The sequence below is a fragment of the Arthrobacter sp. OAP107 genome (genome assembly GCF_040546765.1).
In the GTDB taxonomy this organism is placed as follows: domain Bacteria; phylum Actinomycetota; class Actinomycetes; order Actinomycetales; family Micrococcaceae; genus Arthrobacter.
Genome location: NZ_JBEPOK010000001.1, coordinates 2,385,520 through 2,405,740 on the forward strand (window position 1 = coordinate 2,385,520; position 20,221 = coordinate 2,405,740).

Consider the following 20,221-nt stretch of genomic DNA (forward strand, 5'->3'; position numbering starts at 1 on the left):
TCAAAAGGCTGCGACTGCATCTGTGGCACCGCCACTCGATGCTGGTGAGGCAATGCCGAGTGGCCGACCCGGCCGGCCAGAGGCCGAAGCGGCCAACGCCTCGGCAGGATTACCTCCCCAACGCTCGAACGCGGGAATCTCCTCACCCTTCATCAGGAAGGAGTCCGGCGCGAGCACAGCGCCGTCGCCCATCTTCGCGCTGTATAGGATCATCGCGGAGACGCCGACCGTGCAGCCCGAACCGATCGTGATCGCGTCGGATTTGAAGGCGTAGTCTTCCTGCGAGTGGCACTGAACCCAGGCCCCAGCGTTGAGGGCAACGTCGTCGCCGAGGGTGATGAGATTTTTCTCCGCCATCTGTGCGCCGTCGTCGAAGAGTCGCCTGCCGACCTGTACACCCAGCATCTTCAGAATCGTGCCCTTGAACGGCGTGCCATTAAAGAGCGGACTGACCTCGGCTTCGAGCTTGAAGAAGCGTTCCGTCCGCCAGAAGTCAATGTCGTAGATTGAGCAGTGCTTGGGCTTCAAGGGTTTGAATCCCGTGGATGCGCGCTCAATGATGACGCCGTAGAACACACTGAACAGCAGCGTGGACACCGTGAGCAGTATCACTGATGCAGCTCCTAACGTATCGTTTAGGTCTATCGCCAAGAACCCGAAGAAGGAGACAGCAAAGGCGTAGAACCAGCGTGCCATCAGGAACAACCCGATGGTGCCGAGATTGTGCCGGTTCTTTGCTGCGAGCCGACGCGGGAACTCATCGTCGCCGGCCATACGGATAAATTCGCTGTCCCGCAGCACTGTGCGGGGGATCTCGAAGGCCGGTGAGCCCAAGAGCCCGACACCCTCCCGGACCGGCCCATCGATGGGTACGAGAGCCTTCGTGGCAATGAGGCAATCCTGGCCGACCTTGGACTGGGGAGGGTAGAGGATCTCATTTCCCAAGAAGCTGTTGGCCGCGATTGAAGTCCGAGAGAGGCTGAACGAGGTGCTGGAGTAATTGGCATTGACGATTGAGATGCCGCTGGCAACCACTGTTCCGCGGCCGACGGAGCTGAGGTATGGATTGTCGTGTTTGATTTCAGTGCCGAAGTTCGACCCGGTTTGAACCACCGGGGCGAGCTTGTACCCAAGGCGCTGAAGGTACGGGACGATGAAGGAACTGTCACCAAAAAGGGTGTGCAGTAAACGCCGATTGGACAGTCGCTCGACAGCCCGGTGGCATGCGAAACGGAAACCGTATAGAGGATAGGCCTGATCCGGTCTAATAAAGAGGTTGAGCACGCGAGGGACAGTCATGACAAAAAAGAGGCTGAGGAGGATGCGTCCGAAGAAGACGATCACGGAGGTGGCAAGCACGAGGCCGAGAAACGCTGCGCCGGTGAACGAAACCGCTGGAGCCGTGAGGAGGGTCGACAGCCACGGCACCTTAAGTACCAATGTAAGTCCACCGAATGCCAACGGGAGCGTCAAGCCCAGATGGAGCATCAGTTGGAGAATGCCGTACCGCGTCCTCTTCCAGGGGCGGCATTCAACCGGTGCGACAGCACGGTAATCCGAATCCGTCCGGCGCCCGGGCGAACCGTGCCAATGCTCGCCGGCGGGAACGGCCTGACCAGCATACAGTGAGGAAGCATGGCCCAACTGGGCCCCGTCCCCCAGTGAGGTATCGATGTCCAGCACGGCCTTCTCACCGATGAGGACGTTCTTGCCGATTGACACGTACCCGGTCTGGATCACACCGCTGACGGCTCGGTAGCCGAGGAGGAAGGTGTCCTTGTCGATCACGGCATGCTCGCCGATCCTAAGCATGTCAGTGCAGACAGGCACGTGCCGGGTGAAAACGACCGCGCCCTTCCCTACCCTGGCTCCCAGGGCACGCAGGTAAAGCAGATACAGTGGGGAGCCTGCAAAGAGAACCAGCGGGTTAGCCACCACCAACGTCTTGACCAACCAGAACCGCACGTACGCCAGACTCCAAATTCGGATCTCTTCGGGCTTCCAACGGCCGACGAGAACCCATTTGGCCAGGATAGGAAACGCGCACATCACCCCGAAGCTGCCAGCCCCGAAGGCGGCACTTCTCAGGTAGACCTCAAACGGAGTCCGGCTTGCCCAGATCCACCCCAGGCCACTCTCGAACATCACCGAAAACAATGCAGCGTAAGCCAGGAAGATCAGCACCTGCAGCATGCCGCATACGACGTACTCGACCGTACTAGCCCGTGCCCGTTCCGCGGGGAAAGCGCGGTACCGGCCGCCGCGAGATTTCCGCGCAGACGCCACCACAGGTGTGCGGGCCAACGGCGTACCCGTAGTTGTTGCCTTTGAGCCCGGCGTGCCTGCAACCACCAGGCTGCCCGAAGCCAACGGTTCGGCACTACCCAGGGCCGCGGCCAGCGCCGAGATCGTGGGGTACTGGTAGATGTCCTTGATCGACACCGCCGGCAGGTCCGGCAGCTTGCGCACCCGGGCACAGAACCGCGCCATCACCAGCGAGTCCGCGCCCAGATCCTGAAAGAAGTCAGCGCCCACCGGCACGTGCTCGATGTCCAGCACGCCGGCGAGCACCTCCGCCAACCGGTCCTGCACCTGCACCTGCACCGTCGCCTCTTCCACCGGGGCCAGGGCCGCGGCCAGCGCCGAGATCGTGGGGTACTGGTAGATGTCCTTGATCGACACCGCCGGCAGGTCCGGATGCTTGCGCACCCGGGCACAGAACCGCGCCATCACCAGCGAGTCCGCGCCCAGATCCTGAAAGAAGTCAGCGCCCACCGGCACGTGCTCGATGTCCAGCACGCCGGCGAGCATCTCCGCCAACCGGTCCTGCACCTGCACCTGCACCGTCGCCTCTTCCACCGGGGCCAGGGCCGCGGCCAGCGCCGAGATCGTGGGGTACTGGTAGATGTCCTTGATGGACACCGTCGGCAGGTCCGGCTGTTTGCGCACCCGGGCGCAGAACTGCGCCATCGCCAGCGAGTCCGCGCCCAATTCGTAGAAGAAGTTGGCGTTCACCGGGACAGCGTCCTTGTTCACCACCGATGCGAGCAGATCCGCCAGCCGGCGCTCCAGGACAACGTCCGCTCCCGTGGCCGGCGTGGCTGCAGCGCCGTCCCCGGCCGGAGCGGCGGGTGTCTCAGGAATGCGGGGATCGATGGTAGATGTGGAACGCGGGGCGCCCTGCAGGTTATCGAGACGCATTTTCACCGCAGGAAACTCCCCAGTGCGGCGGTGGCCACGTAAGCGGCCACGGGTACGCGGGCTGGGTGCTGTGACCCGGGCACCGGGTCGGACCGGCGGCCCGGGGCCCCTGTCAAATCGGCGGTTGCCAGCGCTGCGGCTCCGAAATGATCGTGCACCCAGTCGGGGTTGTAGATGGTGTCCAGGTAGGGGCGGCCCATGTCCGGGGAGATGGCCACCGCCGTCAGGTCCTGGGCGTCGTGGTCGGCGAGCCAGGACGTGGCGCCGTGGACCACGGTCCCGGTGGAGCCACCGAGCATGAAGCCGGCCGCCGCGAGGCGGTGGCAGGCGCGCACCGTGTCCAGTTCTTCGACCATCACCACGTCATCGATCAAGGACTCGTCGAGCTGCGGCGGCCGCACGCTCATGCCCAGTCCCGGGATCAGGCGGGTGGCCGGCTGGCCGCCGAACGAGACCGATCCTGCAGCGTCGACCGCGACAATCCGGACATCGGGCCGGTGCTCGCGGAAGTACCGCGCGCAACCCATCAGGGTCCCCGTTGTCCCGGCTCCCACGAATAGCACGTCCAGGTCGGGGAACTGATCGGAGATCTCGGGGGCAGTCCAGCGGTAGTGCGCTCCCCAGTTGCCGGGATTGGTGTATTGGTTGAGCCAGATGTACCGCTCGTCGGACGCGCACAGGTCCCGCACGTGGTTCAGCCGGGCTCCGAGGAAGCCGTCGACGGGATCCGGTTCGGTGACCAGGTCCACCTGCGCCCCGAGCGACTCCATGAGCTGCCGGGTTGCCGGGTTGCAGCGCGGATCGATCACGCACACGAAGCGGTACCCCTTGCTGGCGGCGATCATGCTGAGCGCGACCCCGAGGTTGCCCGAGGAGGACTCCACGAGCATGGAGCCGGGGCCGATCAGCCCCTCGCGCTCGGCGCGCTCAACCATCTCCCGCGCGGGCTTGAGCTTGATTGAGCCAGCGAAATTGAACCCCTCGATCTTCAGATAGAGACGGCGGTCCAGCACTCCTTCCAGGTCGATGAACAGGCATTCCTCGTTGAACAGATGCGGATCCTTGATAATCGGCATGTTCTCACTCGTTCCCCCTGCCATGAGCCTGGCCAGGGGTGGGGATCTTCCTGCCATGTTCATGCCAGCTTGTGTGTGAAGGTGGCGGACATCTGCGTCCGGACCAATTCACTTTTCAAGAAGAGCCGCGCAAAGCGGCACGAATGGAACACTGCGGCCACCGCTATTTCCCCCAGCAGCGAATACCCGGTTTCCCCACCGCGAATACCCCGAGATGAAGTTGAGTCTTCCAACCTGCTGGTTCGACAGTAGACAGGTTTCGAGGTCAACCGCAACCACTTCGAGTACCTGCATCCAAAGCCCTGTGAGTACCTACTTACTCACACTTGCACCCCCCGCGCGGCCTCATACTCGACTCTTGTCAAAGTCTTTCCGGGCAGCTCACCAGACAGTGACTTTCAATCGTAGACGCGTTCCGCTCAAGGCGTAGACTGCGAAGGACGACAGCAGGAGCATTATTTGCTGTGAGAGGAAACCGTGCTTCCGGCACTTTAGGCTACGACGCCGCCGCCAGCTACGTTGAGCAACAGTTGCGTGCAGCCGGGTACAAGCCGGTGCGTCAGGTCTTTACGTACCGTGACGACAGGCGGGACACCAACGTGGAGACCTTCAACATCCTGGCGGACACCGCCGGCGATCCGGCCCGCACCATCGTGGTGGGAGGACATTTGGACTCAGTGCGCCGCGGTCCCGGGATCAACGACAACGGCAGCGGTGTAGCCCCTATCCCCGAAACCGCCCGCTGGATGGCCGAATCCGGGGTCAAGCCGAAAAACAGGGTGCGTTCTGCTTTCTGGGGGCTGAAGAGGTTGATCTGCTCGGTTCCAAGCACTTCGTGGATTCCCTAAGCAGCAGCGAACTGTCCCAGACCACGCTGAACCTGAACCTGGATATGGTCGCGTCGCCCAACGGCGGACGGTTCGTCCACGACGGTGATGGCTCAAGCTTCGGAGCTGCCGGTCCGGCCGGCTCGGACGTAATCGAGCGCACCTTCCTGGACTATTTCGCACAAAACGGATTCGCGGCCGGGCCCACGCCATTTGAAGATGGCGATTCCGACCACTGGCCACGTCCGGACTGACCTCCGGGGCACTGGAGTCGCGGGCTACGAATAACGCTTCAGGAGAACCGCTACTGCCCCGGTGAAGTAATCCGGCAAACCTAGCAAATCTGGATTCACGGAGTCGACCAACCAATGGTGGCCGCTGCCTGACTGGCCCCCCACCACAGGCACGCCCGTCTTCGAAGGCCGGACCGGCGACAGTCCATCCGGAGGGGCCACCCGGACGGCAGGTGGCTCCAAAAAGCCCGGCAGAAGAGGGAGCGGACCGGCAACGTCCACGAGACTGGGATCGATGACGGCCAGCCCCCTCCCCAACGCCTTGAGGACTGCCTCTTTCCGAGTCCACAGGAGTGTCTGAATACCCGGCCTGAGGGCGGGCTCAGCCCGCTGAAGATGTTGCCGCTCACGCTCGGAAAGTGCGACCTCATTGAAGCCGGCGAAGCCAGCGGCTGTACTGGCCTCCAGGTCTACGCCGACTCCCAGCACCTGGTCATCCGCTGTTGCGGCCAGCAGGCACCAATCCTCGGCCCGGCTCAGGCTCGCGAGGACAACCGGACCGGAGGGGCGGGGCGTGTACCGGGGCATACCGTGCACGTGGTCGTCCTTCCGGCACTCCCGGCAGAGGTAGTCTGCTCGCAGCCCGCCGGCACTGACGTCCGCTACTGCGGCGGCGTGTAGGCGCAGGGCGATACGCCCGGCCACGAACCTGTCCCGGTGGATCCCGGCACCGAAGGACAGTGCCAGCTGCCGCTCGGCCTGGTCCAGGATGCCGGCCTGGCCAAGGTCGACACCGGACAGCCTCACGGCCGCCAAGAGGATCCGGTCAATGCCTCGCTCTGCGGGCCTTTCCACATTGCCTCCATAGGGTTGCTGCACCGTTTTTAGGGTACTGGTAATAGGGCATTCGATTGAACAGCATGTACTCCAATTTCCTCCGCCTGTGCTCTCTTGGGGACGCAGTAAGCTCGAACCATGAGTGTAATCCGCCCCGCAACACCCGCCGACGTTCCCGTCATCCTGCAGCTGATCCACGAACTGGCTGTCTACGAAAAGGAGCCGGACGCCGTCCGCAACACCCCTGAGATGCTCACCGAGGTGCTCTTCGGCAGCAACCCCCGCGTGTACGCCAACATGGCCGAGAACGAGGACGGCGAGGTGCGTGGCTTTGCACTCTGGTTCCTGAACTACTCCACGTGGGAGGGCGTGCACGGGATCTACCTGGAGGACCTCTACGTCACCCCGGAGGCACGCGGCGAGGGCCACGGAAAGGCGCTGTTGCAGCATCTGGCAGCGACCGCCGTCGAACGCGGATACGCACGCGTCGAATGGAGCGTCCTGGACTGGAACGAACCGTCCATCAACTTCTACCGGAAGCTCGGCGCGTTCCCGATGGAGGAATGGTCCACGTTCCGGCTGACCGGAACGGCGCTGGCCGAATTCGGCAGCCGCAGCGAGGTTGGTGTCCATGGCTGAGGCAACGCTGGACACCACTGCAAGGAAGGACCCTGTCCATACAGTACGCGCCCGGCACAAGTTCCGCGGCATGCGGACGGCAGAACACTACTTCACGGTGCCGCTGGACCATTTTGCCGGGGCTGACGGCGAGGACGCGGACGAGACCATCACGGTCTTCGCCCGGGAATACGTGTCCACCGACCACAGCGAGGCCGAGGCGGCCGGACTGCCGTGGCTGCTGTACCTGCAGGGCGGCCCCGGCGGGCGCGGCAACCGCTTCGCGTCGCTGGGCGGCTGGAGCAAGGCGGCCGCCAAGGACTTCCGCATCCTGATGCTGGACCAGCGGGGCACCGGCCTCTCCTCCCCCATTGACCGCAACACGCTGCCGCTGCGCGGTGACACCGCGGCGCAGGCGAAATACCTTGAGCACTTCCGGGCCGACTCGATCGTTGCCGATGCCGAGCTGATCCGTCAGGCGCTCGGTTCCGGGCCATGGACGGTCTACGGGCAGAGCTACGGCGGCTTCTGTGCGCTGACGTACCTGTCGTTCGCGCCCACCGGCCTGCGCGAAGTGCTGATCACCGGCGGGCTCGCCCCGCTGACCGGTCCCCCCGACCGGGTCTACCGCGAGACGTTCCAGCGGGTGGCGGCCCGCAACGCCGAGTACTTCGGCTGGTACCCGGAGGACCGGGACGCCGTCAACCGGATTGCCCGTCACCTCCGCAGCATCCCGGAACACCTCGCCGACGGCTCCCAGCTCACGGTGGAGCGGTTCCAGATGGTGGGATCCTTCCTCGGCGGGAACACCCGGGTGGACAACCTGCACAACCTGCTGGAGGACGCCTTCGTGGAGACGCCTGGCGGTCCCCGGCTCTCCGACCCGTTCCTGGAGCAGGTCCGCAGCCTGGTCTCGCGCGCTGCCAATCCCCTGTACGCGCTCATGCACGAATCCATCTACGGCCAGGGCGCGGCCACGGCATGGGCGGCCTGGCGGGTGCTCGACGAGTTCCCCGAGTTCAGCCCGGACGCTGCCGAGATCCTTCTCACCGGCGAGATGGTCTACCCGTGGTACTTCGAGCAGGATCCCGCACTCAGTCCGTTGAAGGACGTGGCGGAACTGCTGGCAGCCAAGGCCGACTGGAAGCCGCTGTACGACGCGCACCAGCTGGCAGCCAACACCGTTCCGGCCGCCGCTGCCGTCTACCGCGACGACATCTATGTGGACCACGGGCTCTCGCTGGAGACCGCTGCCGCCGTCCGCAAGCTGAAGACCTGGGAGACCGGGGAGTTCCACCACGACGGCATTGCCGACGACGGCGAAGCCATCTTCGGGCGGCTGCTGGGCATGGTCCGCTCCGCCCGCTGAGGCAAAGCGCGAACGGGCACATATGCCGCGCGAACTCGCCAGACAGATTCCAATACGGACAAAGCAACCCCGGCCATCAGGTGGCCGGGGTTGCTTTCTGTTGTGACGGGGAGCCGAAGCCTAGTCGACGTCGCTCAGGCTCTTCCGGGCGTCCTCTTCAAGGCGGGCGTCCAGCTTGGCCTTCTGCGCTCCGGAGCTGACGAGGCTGGCGATGACGGCGATGATGATCGTGCCGATGATGACAGCCAGCGAGACGTACGTCGGGATTTCGGGAGCCCACTCGATGTGGTGGCCGCCGTTGATGAACGGCAGTTCATTGACGTGCATGGCGTGCAGGACCAGCTTCACGCCGATGAAGGCCAGAATGATGGACAGCGCGTGCTTCAGGTAGATGAGGCGGTTCATCAGGCCGCCGAGCAGGAAGTACAGCTGCCGCAGGCCCATCAGGGCGAAGATGTTCGCGGTGAAGACGATGAAGGCGCTCTGCGTGAGGCCGAAGATTGCGGGGATGGAATCGACGGCGAACAGCAGGTCCGTCATGCCGATGGTGATGAAGACGATCACCATTGGCGTGAACACCTTCCGGCCGTCCACGGTGGTGCGCAGCTTGCCGCCGTCGAACTTCTCGGACATCGGGATCACCTTGCGGAGCTTGCCGATGAGGGCGTTTTCCTTGTCCTCTTCGTCCTCGCCCTCGTCCTGCGCCTGCTTCCAGGCGGTCCAGAGAAGGAAGGCGCCGAAGATGTAGAAGACCCAGCTGAACTGCTCGATCACGATCGCGCCGAGCATGATGAAAATGCCGCGCAGGATCAGCGCGATGATGATGCCCACCATCAGCACTTCCTGCTGGTACTTACGGGGCACCGAGAACCGGGCCATGATGATGATGAAGACGAACAGGTTGTCGATGCTGAGGCTGTACTCAGTCACCCAACCGGCCACGAACTGGCTGCCGTACTCGGGTCCCGTGAACAAGAACATGGCACCGGCGAACACGAGGGCCAGTGCCACATAGAAGGCCACCCAGAGGCCGGCTTCCTTCATGGAGGGTTCGTGCGGACGGCGCACGACCAGAAGCAGGTCCATAAGGAGGATGATGCCGAGGACGACGAACGAGCCGACCTCGAACCAGACGGGAAGTTCCACAAAAATGCCTTTCGCAGGGTACAGAAAACCGGTGTAAGTCTCTCCGGCGAACCTGTGCACTTTGTGCTGATGTGGCTGCCCGCTACGCCCGGCAAGGCATCCGTGCCCTGCGTGTTGACGTTCGTAGCGCTTGGGATACTCCCCTACGTGTCCACAACTTTACCCTAGAGGCGGCGTGCTCCGCTCCACGTGAGGCTACGCGTGTCCCGCCGACTGCATCTGGCGCAGTTCCTTCTTGAGCTCGGCGACCTCGTCGCGGATCCTGGCCGCGACTTCGAACTGCAGCTCGGCGGCCGCTCCGTGCATCTGTTCGGTCAGCTGCTCGATAAGGCCTACCAGGTCCTCGGCAGGCGCGGCCGCCAGCCCGTCTGCCCGGACGATAGCAGCGCCCTTCTTGGCCCCCTTGCCATCCTTGGCACCGGGCTTGGCCGCCGAGGTAATACCGCGCTTGCCCTTGCCGTAGTCGAAGCTTCCCAACAGCGCATGGGTGTCGGCGTCTTCCTTGGCCAGTTGGTCCGTGATGTCGGCGATCTTCTTCCGCAGCGGCTGCGGATCGATGCCTCTTTCCGTGTTGTACGCCACCTGGATGGCGCGGCGCCGGTTGGTCTCCTCGATGGCGTGGGCCATGGAGTCCGTGATGCGGTCGGCGTACATGTGCACCTGTCCGGAGACGTTACGTGCGGCACGGCCGATGGTCTGGATCAGCGACGTGGAGGACCGCAGGAAGCCTTCCTTGTCCGCGTCCAGAATGCTCACCAGCGAGACCTCGGGCAGGTCCAGGCCTTCCCGGAGCAGATTGATGCCGACCAGGACGTCGAAAGTGCCCATCCGGAGTTCGCGGAGCAGCTCCACGCGCCGCAGCGTGTCCACGTCGGAGTGCAGGTATTCCACCTTCACTCCGTGGCCGAGGAGGTAGTCTGTGAGGTCCTCCGCCATCCGCTTGGTGAGCGTCGTGACAAGGACACGTTCATTCTTTTCCGTCCGGGTCTTGATTTCACCGAGCAGGTCATCGATCTGACCCTTGGTGGGCTTGACCACCACTTCGGGGTCGATCAGACCGGTGGGGCGGATGATCTGCTGGACAAAGCCGTCGGCCTTGCCGAGTTCATACTTGCCGGGGGTGGCGGACAAGTAGACGGTCTGGCCTACGCGTTGGAGGAATTCATCCCATTTAAGCGGACGGTTGTCCATGGCGGAGGGCAGGCGGAACCCAAAGTCCACCAGGTTCCGCTTGCGGGACATGTCGCCCTCGTACATGGCGCCGATCTGCGGGACGGTGACGTGGGATTCATCGATCACCAGCAGGAAGTCGTCGGGGAAATAGTCAAGGAGGCAGTGCGGAGCCGTACCGGGGGCACGGCCATCAATGTGTACGGAGTAGTTCTCGATACCGTTGCAGAAGCCCATCTGCTGCATCATCTCGAGGTCGTACGTGGTGCGCATCCGCAGCCGCTGGGCTTCCACGAGTTTGTTCTGGCTTTCCAGGACCTGCAGCCGGTCGGCAAGTTCGTCTTCGATCCGCTTGATGGCCCTGGCCATGCGCTCGGGTCCGGCGACGTAGTGCGAGGCCGGGAAGACATACATTTCCTCCTCGTCCCGGATCACTTCACCGGTCAGCGGATGCAGCGTGTGGATGTTCTCAATCTCATCGCCGAAAAACTCGATCCGGATGGCCAGTTCCTCGTACATCGGGATAATCTCCACGGTGTCGCCGCGAACCCGGAAGGTACCGCGGTGGAAGTCCATGTCATTGCGCACGTATTGCATGGACACGAATTTCCGCAGGAGGTCATCGCGGTTCATCTCATCACCCTTGCGGAGAGTGACCATGCCGGCGATGTACTCTTCGGGTGTGCCGAGGCCATAGATGCAGGACACCGTGGCCACCACGATCACATCGCGGCGGGTCAGCAGGGCGTTGGTGGCTGAGTGGCGAAGCCGTTCCACTTCCTCATTGATGGAGGAGTCCTTCTCGATGAAGGTGTCCGTCTGCGCCACGTAGGCTTCAGGCTGGTAGTAGTCGTAGTACGAGACGAAGTACTCCACCGCGTTGTTGGGCAGCAGTTCGCGGAACTCGTTGGCCAGCTGCGCGGCGAGGGTCTTGTTCTGGACCATCACCAGTGTGGGCCGCTGAATCTGCTCCACCAGCCACGCCGTGGTGGCGCTCTTACCTGTACCCGTGGCGCCGAGCAGGACCACGTCCTTTTCACCGTTCTTGATGCGTTCGGTGAGTTCGGCGATGGCCGCCGGCTGGTCACCTGCCGGCTTGAATTCGCTGATGACCTCGAAGGGCGCAACGACGCGGTTGATCTCCTGCGCAAGACTCATGCATCTAATCTACCGCTGGCCACTGACAGGAACCTCTGATTCAGCTTTGGGCTGTACCCGTCACGGTTGGCCGGCGTCGGCGGAGGTGGAAACGTACGACGGCGGCTGCCAGCCGCTGCTTTCGGCCCACCGTTCCATGCGCGGCACCGCCACCTCGCTGAACCAGGCTTCCTTGCCCTGGGCGTAGCCTGCGGTGGAGTCGTCGGCGGCATGCAGGGCAACCACGCGCCGCTTTTCGGCGGCGTACTCCGACCGGGCGGCCGGATCGGCGCGCAGCCAGTCGCGGAAGCAGAGGGCAAAGCGCCAGCCCGGCGAGCCGGCCACCCGGACATGGAGATTCACCGGACGTGCGGGATCGGCGTTGCCGTGCAGGCGCTTGGACCAGGCAGCAGGGCCGGGACGCCCATGCGGGCTGTCCATCAGGATCCCCGGCCAGAGCGGGAACCCCGCGGCACCCAGCAGGGGCGCAATCCGGTCAGCCGTGGCCAGGTCAGCAACCGCGAGCTGCAGGTCGATGACGTCCTTCGCCTCGAGGCCGGGAACCGCCGTCGACCCAATGTGGTCCACCGCCAGCACATCCTCCGGAGCGGCGGCCTTCAGCCGTTCGGCCAGGCCGGCAGCCTGGCGCGGCCAGTCGGAGTCCGCGGCGACGAGGACTGGCGCGCCGCTGCGGGCAGCCACCGCGGCCTGGCTGATGTTCCGCGCGAAGGGTACGAGCCGTTCGTTCCACAGCCGGTCCACCGCGGCCAGCAGCTCTTCGCGCGTCCCGGTGTTGATGAGGACCACGTCCGCTGCGGCGAGCCTGTCCTGCCGGGACGCCTGCGCGGCCATCCGTGAGCGGGCGTCCGCTTCCGTCATGCCACGGTGCTCGGTCATGCGCTGCAGCCGGACATCCTCGGGCGCATCCACCACCAGCACGAGGTGGAAGTTCGTCTGCTGTCCGGTTTCCACAAGGAGCGGGATGTCCTGCACCACCACGGCCTCCGCCGATGCGGTCGCGATTACCGCCGCGGCGCGTTCGCGGACCAGCGGATGGATGATGCCATTGAGCTCCGCCCGCCGTTCAGGATGCTGGAACACTATGGCCCCGAGCCGTGGCCGGTCGAGCCGCCCCCCGCCGTCGAGGATCTCCGGGCCGAAAGCGTCCACGACGGCGGCCAGGCCCGGAGTGCCCGGTTCCACCACTTCCCGGGCGATCGCGTCGGCGTCGACGAGCACCGCCCCCAGCTCCGCCAGGCGTGTTGCCACCAGCGACTTCCCCGAGGCGATGCCGCCCGTCAACCCAATCTTCAGCACCCCCCAAGACTATGCCCGGACTAGACTTGGGCGGTGCAAGAGCAAGAGAGCAGGACGTCGTCCTTCACAACGCTGGCTGCCGGGGACGGATTCCGCCACGAGATCGAGATCAAGCGCTCCCGGTTCATCACCGTGCTGCGCCGCGCGGCCACCGAGGAGCAGGCCCGCACCCTGGTGTCCGAACTGCGCCGCGAGTTCCATGACGCCCGGCACCACTGCTCCGCCTTTGTGCTGGGGCCGGACCGGGACATCAAGCGTTCCAGCGACGACGGCGAACCCTCCGGCACCGCCGGGATCCCCATGCTGGAAGCCCTTCTCCGGCGGGAAACCGCGCCCGGGGTGACGGACCTCAGTGACGTGAGTGCCGTCGTCGTGCGTTACTTCGGCGGGATTCTGCTGGGAGCCGGCGGACTGGTGCGCGCCTACTCCGAGTCGGTCTCGACGGCGCTGGAGCTCGCTCCGATGGTGCAGCGGCGCCGTCTTCGCATCTGTGCCGTGCGGGTACCGCACGCCGCCGCTGGGCGCCTGGAGAACGACCTTCGGAGCGCGGGCTATGCGATGGCGGAGACCGGCTACGAGGCCCGTTCCACGGTGCTGCGCCTGGCCCTGCCGGATACGGCCGATGACCTGGCGGCGGCTGCGGACCGGCTGGCTGCCATGACTGCCGGGAGTGCGGTCCTCCAGCCCGAGGGCACGGAGTGGATTGACGTCCCGCCCTGACGGCAGGTCCAGGGAATAATCAGCTTGCTTATGAGTTTCTGCTTTCCTAGGGTGGTCCTGTAAGGCATCAACACGGAGAAGGAGGACACATGTCAGAGCACGACATCACCGGCAAGAGGGTGGCCTTCCTGCTGACGGACGGCGTGGAGCAGGTTGAACTGACCAGCCCGTGGGACGCGGTCAAGAACGCCGGCGGCGAGCCAGTCCTGGTGGCTCCAAAGAGTGGAAAGCTGCAGGGTTTCCAAGGCGTGGAGAAGGGCGACACCTTCGACGTCGACCTGGCCCTGAAGGACGCCAACGCCTCGGACTTCCACGCCCTGGTGCTTCCGGGCGGCGTGGTGAACGCCGACCACCTGAGGGTGGACAAGGACGCGCAGGCATTTGCCCGCAGCTTCTTTGAACAGCACAAACCGGTCGCGGCCATCTGCCACGGACCGTGGCTGCTCATCGATGCGGGCGTCGTCAGGGGCCGGAACCTCACCAGTTACCACACGTTGGCCACTGACCTTCGGAATGCCGGCGCCAACTGGAGCGACCAGGAAGTCGTGGTGGACCAGGGGTTTGTGACCAGCAGGAAGCCGGACGACCTCCCCGCGTTCAACGACAAAGTGCTGGAGGAGATTGCCGAGGGCGAGCATGCCGGGCAGACCGCCTGACATCTTCATTTCAGCCGGCACAGCAAAGCGCCGGGACTAAAAAAGGTGGCCGCCCCCTTCCGGGGACGGCCACCTTTTTACTGCTGTGCAGTTCTACTGGCTGTTAGCCAGCACCGGGCAATTAGTTGCCGGTCAGCTTCTCGCGCAGAGCGGCAAGAGCCTCGTCCGAAGCAAGCGTGCCTGCACCGGAATCGGTGGCAGCCGGCTCGGAGGAGTAGCTGGTGGTGCCGGAGTCGCTGTCGCCGGACGTCGCAGCAGCGGCGTCGTCGGCAGCGTGCTGGGCAACCTGCTTCTTGTGTGCTTCCCAGCGGGTCTGGGCGTCAGCGTACTGCTGCTCCCATGCTGCGCGCTGTGCTTCGTAGCCTTCAAGCCACTCGTTGGACTCGGGGTCGAAGCCCTCCGGGTACTTGTAGTTGCCCTCTTCGTCGTACTCTGCGGCCATGCCGTACAGAGCCGGGTCGAACTCGGTGCTGTCGGCGTCAACGCCCTCGTTCGCCTGCTTGAGGGAGAGGGAGATGCGGCGGCGCTCGAGGTCGATGTCGATGACCTTGACGAACAGTTCGTCGCCAACGGAGACAACCTGCTCGGCCAGCTCAACGTGGCGGACAGCCAGCTCGGAGATGTGCACGAGGCCTTCGATGCCGTCTTCGACGCGAACGAACGCACCGAACGGAACCAGCTTGGTGACCTTACCCGGAACAACCTGGCCGAGGGCGTGGGTGCGGGCGAAGGTCTGCCACGGGTCTTCCTGCGTAGCCTTGAGCGACAGGGAGACACGCTCGCGGTCCAGATCCACTTCGAGGACCTCGACGGTGACTTCCTGGCCAACCTCGACAACCTCGGACGGGTGGTCGATGTGCTTCCAGGACAGCTCGGAAACGTGAACGAGGCCGTCTACGCCGCCCAGGTCCACGAAGGCACCGAAGTTGACGATGGAGGAAACGACGCCGGGACGGACCTGGCCCTTTTCCAGCTTGTTGAGGAAAGTGGAGCGGACCTCGGACTGGGTCTGCTCCAGCCATGCGCGGCGGGACAGCACAACGTTGTTGCGGTTCTTGTCCAGTTCGATGATCTTGGCTTCGATCTGCTGACCGATGTACGGAGCCAGGTCGCGCACGCGGCGCATCTCGACGAGGGATGCGGGCAGGAAGCCGCGCAGGCCGATGTCGAGGATAAGACCACCCTTGACAACCTCGATGACGGTACCGGTGACAACACCGTCTTCTTCCTTGACCTTCTCGATGTCGCCCCAGGCGCGCTCGTACTGAGCACGCTTCTTGGAGAGGATCAGGCGGCCTTCTTTGTCTTCCTTGGTGAGCACCAGGGCTTCGACCTGATCGCCAACGGAGACGACGTCTCCGGGGTCAACGTCGTGCTTGATGGAAAGCTCGCGGGAGGGGATGACACCTTCGGTCTTGTAACCGATGTCGAGCAGAACTTCGTCGCGGTCGACCTTGACGACGGTACCTTCGACGAGGTCTCCGTCGTTGAAGTACTTGATGGTCGCGTCGACAGCTGCGAGGAAGTCCTCAGCGGTACCGATGTCGTTGATCGCGACTACGGGGGTACCGGGCTTCTCGGTGGAGGTGATGGTCATGTAGTAGGGGCTCCGTTGTGGATAGTTAGTCGGTCAGGCAAACCGCCGCGCCTGCGTTATGGAACGCAGGCGCAGGTGTGGGCACTCCGCAACGAAGTGCCTGGTCATCCTGATTTTGTGGATTGAAGAAAAAACATGTACGTAGTACACGCCCGTTTATTCTAGTGGCAAGCGCCAACCGGGGTCAAAGCGCTAGAAATGCGTCAGGCAGTGCGGTGCGCGTTCGACGGCGAACATCCGGGCCGCCCGGAACGCCGCGCCCGGCGTGCACTCCAGAATACGCCCGGACGCCGCCAGCGTCACGGGATTGACGCCCCCGAGGTAGATGGCGGACAGCGCCGCCACACCCAGTTCCAGGTCGGGAGTACCGGGATCCGGCATGCCGCCCGCCGCGGCTGTGACGACGGCGGTGCCACCGTCAACTTCCAAGGTGAAGGTGCCGCCGGTCAGGCCAAGGGGGTCGGCGACTTTCAGCACGAGCCGCCCGTCGGCAGGGTAGTGCCGGGCCTCGAGTGCCTGCTTCACGTCGAGGATCCGCAGCCAGAGCATGTCCCGGGCAGCCGAGGACTCCACGCAACGCGCGTCCTCGAGGGCCCACCGCAGCGGATCATCCACAGGCGCTTCCTCCCAGGTGACGCGTTCCACCAGGTCGATGGCGGCCAGGTACTGCCACAGCTCAAGGTAGGCCGCCCCGGTGGCCGCCGCCAGGTCCACGACCTCCATGGTGTACGGCGCGCTGGACCAGCCGGCGAACCTGTACGAGACGTACCCGTCCACGTCGCCGCCGGGCCCGTAGTGCAGTGCCACCTTGACCTTCGGGTCCTCGCCGCCGTCGCGGCTGACGGAACCGGAGGCGAACTGCCGGTAGAACTCATGCCGGCCGATCGATCCGGGCGTGCTGCGGTGCACCCGGTCGAAGATTTCCGGAGCCAGCTCCAGTAGCACGCTGGGGTCGGCGACCTCGACGCTGCCCACGGGGGCGTGGTTGAGAAGAAAACGTCCGGTGGTGTCCACCTTCACAGCCTGCTCGGACGTTGCCACGCCGAACCCGAACCGGCCGTAGATCGATGCCTCGGAGGCGGTGAGGGCTGCCATGGAGAGGCCTTCCGCCTTGGCCAGGGCGAGGTCCTCCCCCATCATGCGGCGCAGCAGGCCGCGGCGCCGGTGCGAGGTTCGGACCGTCACGGCGGTCACCAGCCGGGTATCCAGCAGCCGGCCAAAACCGATGTTCAGAGTCTTGGTCATGGTCCCGAAGGTGGCCACGGGAACATCGGCGCCGAGTGAATGGTCGGCCACGGTTCCGGTCTGGTAAACACCGGTCATGACGCGCCCGTCGGTGCGCTGCAGCTCGATGCTCCTGTCCACGCGCTCGTCGCTGCGACGGGCTTCGTGGAAGCCGAAGGCTACCGCGCGCATCCACGCAACCGAGTCCGCATACGCAGGATCGTCCTTGGCCGCCGCTTGGAACCGGCGGATTTCATAGTCCACGCTCAGATTCGACACAACCCCGAGCCTAGCCAATGGACCCGCCGGCCCGCCACAGGCACGCTGAAGCGCCTGCGGCGGGCGCGTCACAGTTCGGCTTAACCCGGTAAGGCTAGTGGCCGGCGTCGTACCAGCTGGTGCCGACGCCGATCTGGACTTCAAGCGGAACACTGAGTTCCGCGGCGGCAGCCATCTGCTCCGTGACGAGCTTTTCAACGGCTGCACGTTCGCCCTTGGCCACTTCCAGCACGAGTTCGTCGTGGACCTGCAGCAGCATGCGTGACTTCAGTCCCTGTGCTGCCAGTTCCGAATGCACGCCCAGCATGGCGCGCTTGATGATGTCCGCGGCCGAACCCTGGATGGGCGAGTTCAGCGCGATCCGTTCTGCGTTCTCCCGCAGTTGCCGGTCCGTGCTGGTGAGGTCCGGCAAGTAGCGCCGCCGGCCTTCGATCGTGGCCGTGAAGCCGTCCACCCTGGCCTGGTCCACCACGCCGCGCAGGTAGTCGCGCACGGCGCCGAAGCGGTCGAAGTAGTCCTTCATGAGGTTCCTGGCCTCGTCCACGGAGATCTCGAGCTGCTTGGACAGGCCGAAGGACGTCAGCCCGTAGGCCAGGCCGTAGGACATGGCCTTGACCTTGGACCGCATGGCGCTGGTGACCTCGGCCGGCGGCACGTGGAAGATGGACGAGCCGACGAAGCGGTGCAGGTCCTCCCCCTCGCGGTAGGCCTCGATCAGGCCGGCGTCCCCGGACAGGTGCGCCATGATGCGCATTTCGATCTGCGAGTAGTCGGCGGAGAGCAGGCACTCGTAGCCGTCGCTGACCACGAAGATGCCGCGGACGCGGCGGCCTTCCTCACTCCGGATCGGGATGTTCTGCAGGTTGGGGTTGTTGGACGAGATGCGTCCGGTGGCAGCCACGTTTTGGGCGTAGGTGGTGTGGATGCGGCCGTCCTCGGCCACAGACTTCTTCAGCGTCTCCACCATCTGCCGCAGCTTGGCCGATTCGCGGTGGGCCATGAGCTGGACCAGGAATTCGTGGCCGGTCTTCTCCAGCAGGTTCTTCAGGGATGCGGCGTCCGTGGTGTAGCCGGACTTGATCTTCTTCGTCTTGGGCAGCTGCAGCTCCTCGAAGAGAACGGTCTGCAGCTGCTTCGGCGAGCCGAGGTTCACCTCGTGGCCAATAGCGGCGAACGCCCGCTCCTGGGCGTCGTCGATCACCCTGGCCAGGTCCGCCAGCTGTTCGTCCATCAGCTCCATGGAGACGGCGATGCCGGTGGTCTCCATGTCCGCCAGCACCCGGCTCACCGGCAGTTCCAGCGTGGCCAGCAGGTCCTCGGCCTTGCGCTCCTTCAGTTCCGATTCGAAGTAGTGGCTCAGTTTATGGACGACGGCGGCCACCTGGACCAGCGCGCCGGACGCCGCGGCGTCGTCGTCGAACGACAGCTCGAGCTGGCCCGCCTTGGCGGCCTCGGGCGTGATGTGGATGTTCAGGTGGAACTGGGCCAGCTCGCCGAGTTCGTAGGTGCGGCGGTCGGGCTGGATGAGGTAGCCGGAGATGGAGGTGTCGTCCACCACGCCTTCCAGACCGAACCCGCGGTTACCCAGGGCTTTCAGTGCCGCCTTGTAGCCGTGCATCACTTTCGGGGATTCCGCGTCCCGGAGCCACTGCGCCAGGACGTTTTCCGCCTCGGCGTCGAGCGTGGTGAGGTCCACGTACGCAGCGGCATCGTGCCGCACGATCGCGACCGCGTCCGCGTCCTCGCCAATCCGGCCGGGCAGCACGTCCACGGCCAGGGCTGAGCGCTGACCGGCCCCCGCCGCGAAAAAGGCCCGGAGCGTGTCGGCGTCCGTCAGCGTGGCGAAGTCCCTTGTCTCCAGGGCTTCGCGCTCCGGCACGGGCGCCTCGCTGGCGTAAAGGTCAAAGAGCCTGGTGCGGATGGTCTTGAATTCGAGCTCGTCAAAGAGCTCTTCGAGGGCCTGCTGGTCGGGCCGCGGATCGGCGAGTTCTTCCAGCGTCACCGGGAGGGCAAGATCGGTGTGGAGCTGGTTCAGCTTGCGGTTGCGCTTCACGGCATCCACGTTGGCGCGCAGCGAGTCGCCCACCTTCCCGCCGATGGCGTCGAGGTTTTCCAGCACGCCCTCCAGGCCGCCGTAGAGGTTGATCCACTTCGCCGCCGTCTTGGGCCCGACGCCGGGAACGCCCGGCAGGTTGTCCGCGGTCTCGCCCACCAGGGCGGCGAGGTCGGAGTACCGGGAGGGGGTGACGAAGTACTTTTCCTCGACGGCGGTGGCGTCCATCCGCGGGATGTCGCTGACGCCCTTCTTCGGGTACAGCACGAAGACGTTGTCGGTGATGAGCTGGAAGGCGTCACGGTCGCCGGACACGAGCAGGACCTCATAGCCGGCCTTCTCACCCATGGCGGCGAGCGTCGCCAGGATGTCATCGGCCTCGTAGCCGGGCATCTTGATGGTCTTGATGCCCCACGCGCCCATGACCTGGTCGATGAGGTCGATCTGGCCGCTCATCTCCCGGGGCGTCTCGTTGCGGCCGCCCTTGTACTCGCTGTACTCGGCTTTGCGGTGAGTGGTGTCGTCGGAGACGTCGAAAGCGACCGCGATGTGGGTGGGCTTCTGTTCCTTGATCAGGTTGATGAGCATGGACGTGAAGCCGTGGATCGCGTTGGTGTGCTGGCCCCGGGCGGTGGAGAATTTGTCGGCCGGAAGGGCAAAGAAGGCCCGGAAGGCCATGGAGTGGCCGTCCAGCACCAGAAGCCGTGGCTGCTCCGTCAGGGGGACGACGGGCGCCTCGGTGGCCGACACCGACGGGGCGT

Annotated in this window: 13 protein-coding genes and 1 pseudogene; 5 read left to right on the forward strand and 9 right to left on the reverse strand. The window is 64.7% G+C overall.

Translation table 11 applies throughout. The annotated features are described in order from the left end of the window. Together ABIE00_RS11150 and sbnA are read right to left on the reverse strand one after the other, a co-directional pair. Nucleotides 1-3,201 (reverse strand): Pls/PosA family non-ribosomal peptide synthetase, encoded by a 3,201-nt coding sequence (locus ABIE00_RS11150; RefSeq protein ID WP_354260195.1) that lies wholly within the window; start codon nucleotides 3,199-3,201, stop codon nucleotides 1-3. Nucleotides 3,202-3,203: 2 nt separating this feature from the next. Next, nucleotides 3,204-4,277, reverse strand: coding sequence for a 2,3-diaminopropionate biosynthesis protein SbnA (gene sbnA, locus ABIE00_RS11155; RefSeq protein ID WP_354260197.1), 1,074 nt, complete (start codon nucleotides 4,275-4,277; stop codon nucleotides 3,204-3,206). A gap of 656 nt (nucleotides 4,278-4,933) precedes the next feature. Between sbnA and ABIE00_RS11160 the strand changes: the two are divergent. Continuing rightward, nucleotides 4,934-5,358, forward strand: a pseudogene (locus ABIE00_RS11160) (M20/M25/M40 family metallo-hydrolase). A 24-nt stretch (nucleotides 5,359-5,382) separates the two neighbouring features. Here ABIE00_RS11160 and ABIE00_RS11165 read toward each other — a convergent pair. After that, entirely contained in the window at nucleotides 5,383-6,192 is an 810-nt protein-coding gene (locus ABIE00_RS11165) for a 4'-phosphopantetheinyl transferase family protein (protein WP_354260199.1), read from the reverse strand. Between the two features lie 120 nt (nucleotides 6,193-6,312). On the opposite strand from ABIE00_RS11165, the gene ABIE00_RS11170 reads away from it, so the two are divergent. Together ABIE00_RS11170 and ABIE00_RS11175 are read left to right on the forward strand one after the other, a co-directional pair. Beyond that, nucleotides 6,313-6,813, forward strand: coding sequence for a GNAT family N-acetyltransferase (locus ABIE00_RS11170; RefSeq protein ID WP_354260201.1), 501 nt, complete (start codon nucleotides 6,313-6,315; stop codon nucleotides 6,811-6,813). Then, nucleotides 6,806-8,161 (forward strand): alpha/beta fold hydrolase, encoded by a 1,356-nt coding sequence (locus ABIE00_RS11175; RefSeq protein ID WP_354260203.1) that lies wholly within the window; start codon nucleotides 6,806-6,808, stop codon nucleotides 8,159-8,161. The genes ABIE00_RS11170 and ABIE00_RS11175 overlap by 8 nt, the downstream gene beginning before the upstream one ends. A gap of 120 nt (nucleotides 8,162-8,281) precedes the next feature. Here the strand turns inward: ABIE00_RS11175 and ABIE00_RS11180 are convergent, their stop codons facing one another. The 3 genes from ABIE00_RS11180 to coaE all read right to left on the reverse strand — a co-directional run bounded on the left by ABIE00_RS11180 (nucleotide 8,282) and on the right by coaE (nucleotide 12,931). Then, nucleotides 8,282-9,307, reverse strand: coding sequence for a TerC family protein (locus ABIE00_RS11180; protein ID WP_331571370.1), 1,026 nt, complete (start codon nucleotides 9,305-9,307; stop codon nucleotides 8,282-8,284). A gap of 195 nt (nucleotides 9,308-9,502) precedes the next feature. Next, nucleotides 9,503-11,635, reverse strand: coding sequence for an excinuclease ABC subunit UvrB (uvrB, locus tag ABIE00_RS11185; protein ID WP_354260206.1), 2,133 nt, complete (start codon nucleotides 11,633-11,635; stop codon nucleotides 9,503-9,505). 60 nt (nucleotides 11,636-11,695) lie between these two features. After that, nucleotides 11,696-12,931, reverse strand: coding sequence for a dephospho-CoA kinase (gene coaE, locus ABIE00_RS11190; protein WP_354260208.1), 1,236 nt, complete (start codon nucleotides 12,929-12,931; stop codon nucleotides 11,696-11,698). Between the two features lie 33 nt (nucleotides 12,932-12,964). On the opposite strand from coaE, the gene ABIE00_RS11195 reads away from it, so the two are divergent. Together ABIE00_RS11195 and ABIE00_RS11200 are read left to right on the forward strand one after the other, a co-directional pair. Next, nucleotides 12,965-13,651, forward strand: a complete 687-nt coding sequence (locus ABIE00_RS11195) for an IMPACT family protein (RefSeq protein WP_354260210.1) — start codon at nucleotides 12,965-12,967, stop codon at nucleotides 13,649-13,651. An 89-nt stretch (nucleotides 13,652-13,740) separates the two neighbouring features. Continuing rightward, on the forward strand, nucleotides 13,741-14,307 hold the full coding sequence (locus tag ABIE00_RS11200) for a type 1 glutamine amidotransferase domain-containing protein (RefSeq protein WP_354260212.1): 567 nt from the start codon (nucleotides 13,741-13,743) through the stop codon (nucleotides 14,305-14,307). Nucleotides 14,308-14,428: 121 nt separating this feature from the next. Here ABIE00_RS11200 and rpsA read toward each other — a convergent pair whose 3' ends face one another. From rpsA to polA, 3 genes are all read right to left on the reverse strand, one after another. After that, a complete protein-coding gene (gene rpsA, locus ABIE00_RS11205) occupies nucleotides 14,429-15,904 on the reverse strand; it encodes a 30S ribosomal protein S1 (RefSeq protein WP_354260214.1) in 1,476 nt (491 codons plus the stop codon). A gap of 192 nt (nucleotides 15,905-16,096) precedes the next feature. Further along, nucleotides 16,097-17,398: a GNAT family N-acetyltransferase gene (locus ABIE00_RS11210; protein WP_354263330.1), complete on the reverse strand. Its 1,302-nt coding sequence runs from the start codon at nucleotides 17,396-17,398 to the stop codon at nucleotides 16,097-16,099. 103 nt (nucleotides 17,399-17,501) lie between these two features. Continuing rightward, a complete protein-coding gene (gene polA, locus ABIE00_RS11215) occupies nucleotides 17,502-20,138 on the reverse strand; it encodes a DNA polymerase I (protein ID WP_354263332.1) in 2,637 nt (878 codons plus the stop codon). Nucleotides 20,139-20,221: the final 83 nt, after the last annotated feature.

Coding starts and splice junctions, on each gene's coding strand:
- ABIE00_RS11150 (WP_354260195.1), bottom strand. CDS start 3,201: ATGCGTCTCGATAACCTGCAGGGCGCCCCGCGTTCCACATCTACCATC.
- uvrB (WP_354260206.1), bottom strand. CDS start 11,635: ATGAGTCTTGCGCAGGAGATCAACCGCGTCGTTGCGCCCTTCGAGGTC.
- polA (WP_354263332.1), bottom strand. CDS start 20,138: ATGGCCTTCCGGGCCTTCTTTGCCCTTCCGGCCGACAAATTCTCCACC.
- ABIE00_RS11175 (WP_354260203.1), top strand. CDS start 6,806: ATGGCTGAGGCAACGCTGGACACCACTGCAAGGAAGGACCCTGTCCAT.
- ABIE00_RS11200 (WP_354260212.1), top strand. CDS start 13,741: ATGTCAGAGCACGACATCACCGGCAAGAGGGTGGCCTTCCTGCTGACG.
- sbnA (WP_354260197.1), bottom strand. CDS start 4,277: ATGCCGATTATCAAGGATCCGCATCTGTTCAACGAGGAATGCCTGTTC.
- rpsA (WP_354260214.1), bottom strand. CDS start 15,904: ATGACCATCACCTCCACCGAGAAGCCCGGTACCCCCGTAGTCGCGATC.
- ABIE00_RS11170 (WP_354260201.1), top strand. CDS start 6,313: ATGAGTGTAATCCGCCCCGCAACACCCGCCGACGTTCCCGTCATCCTG.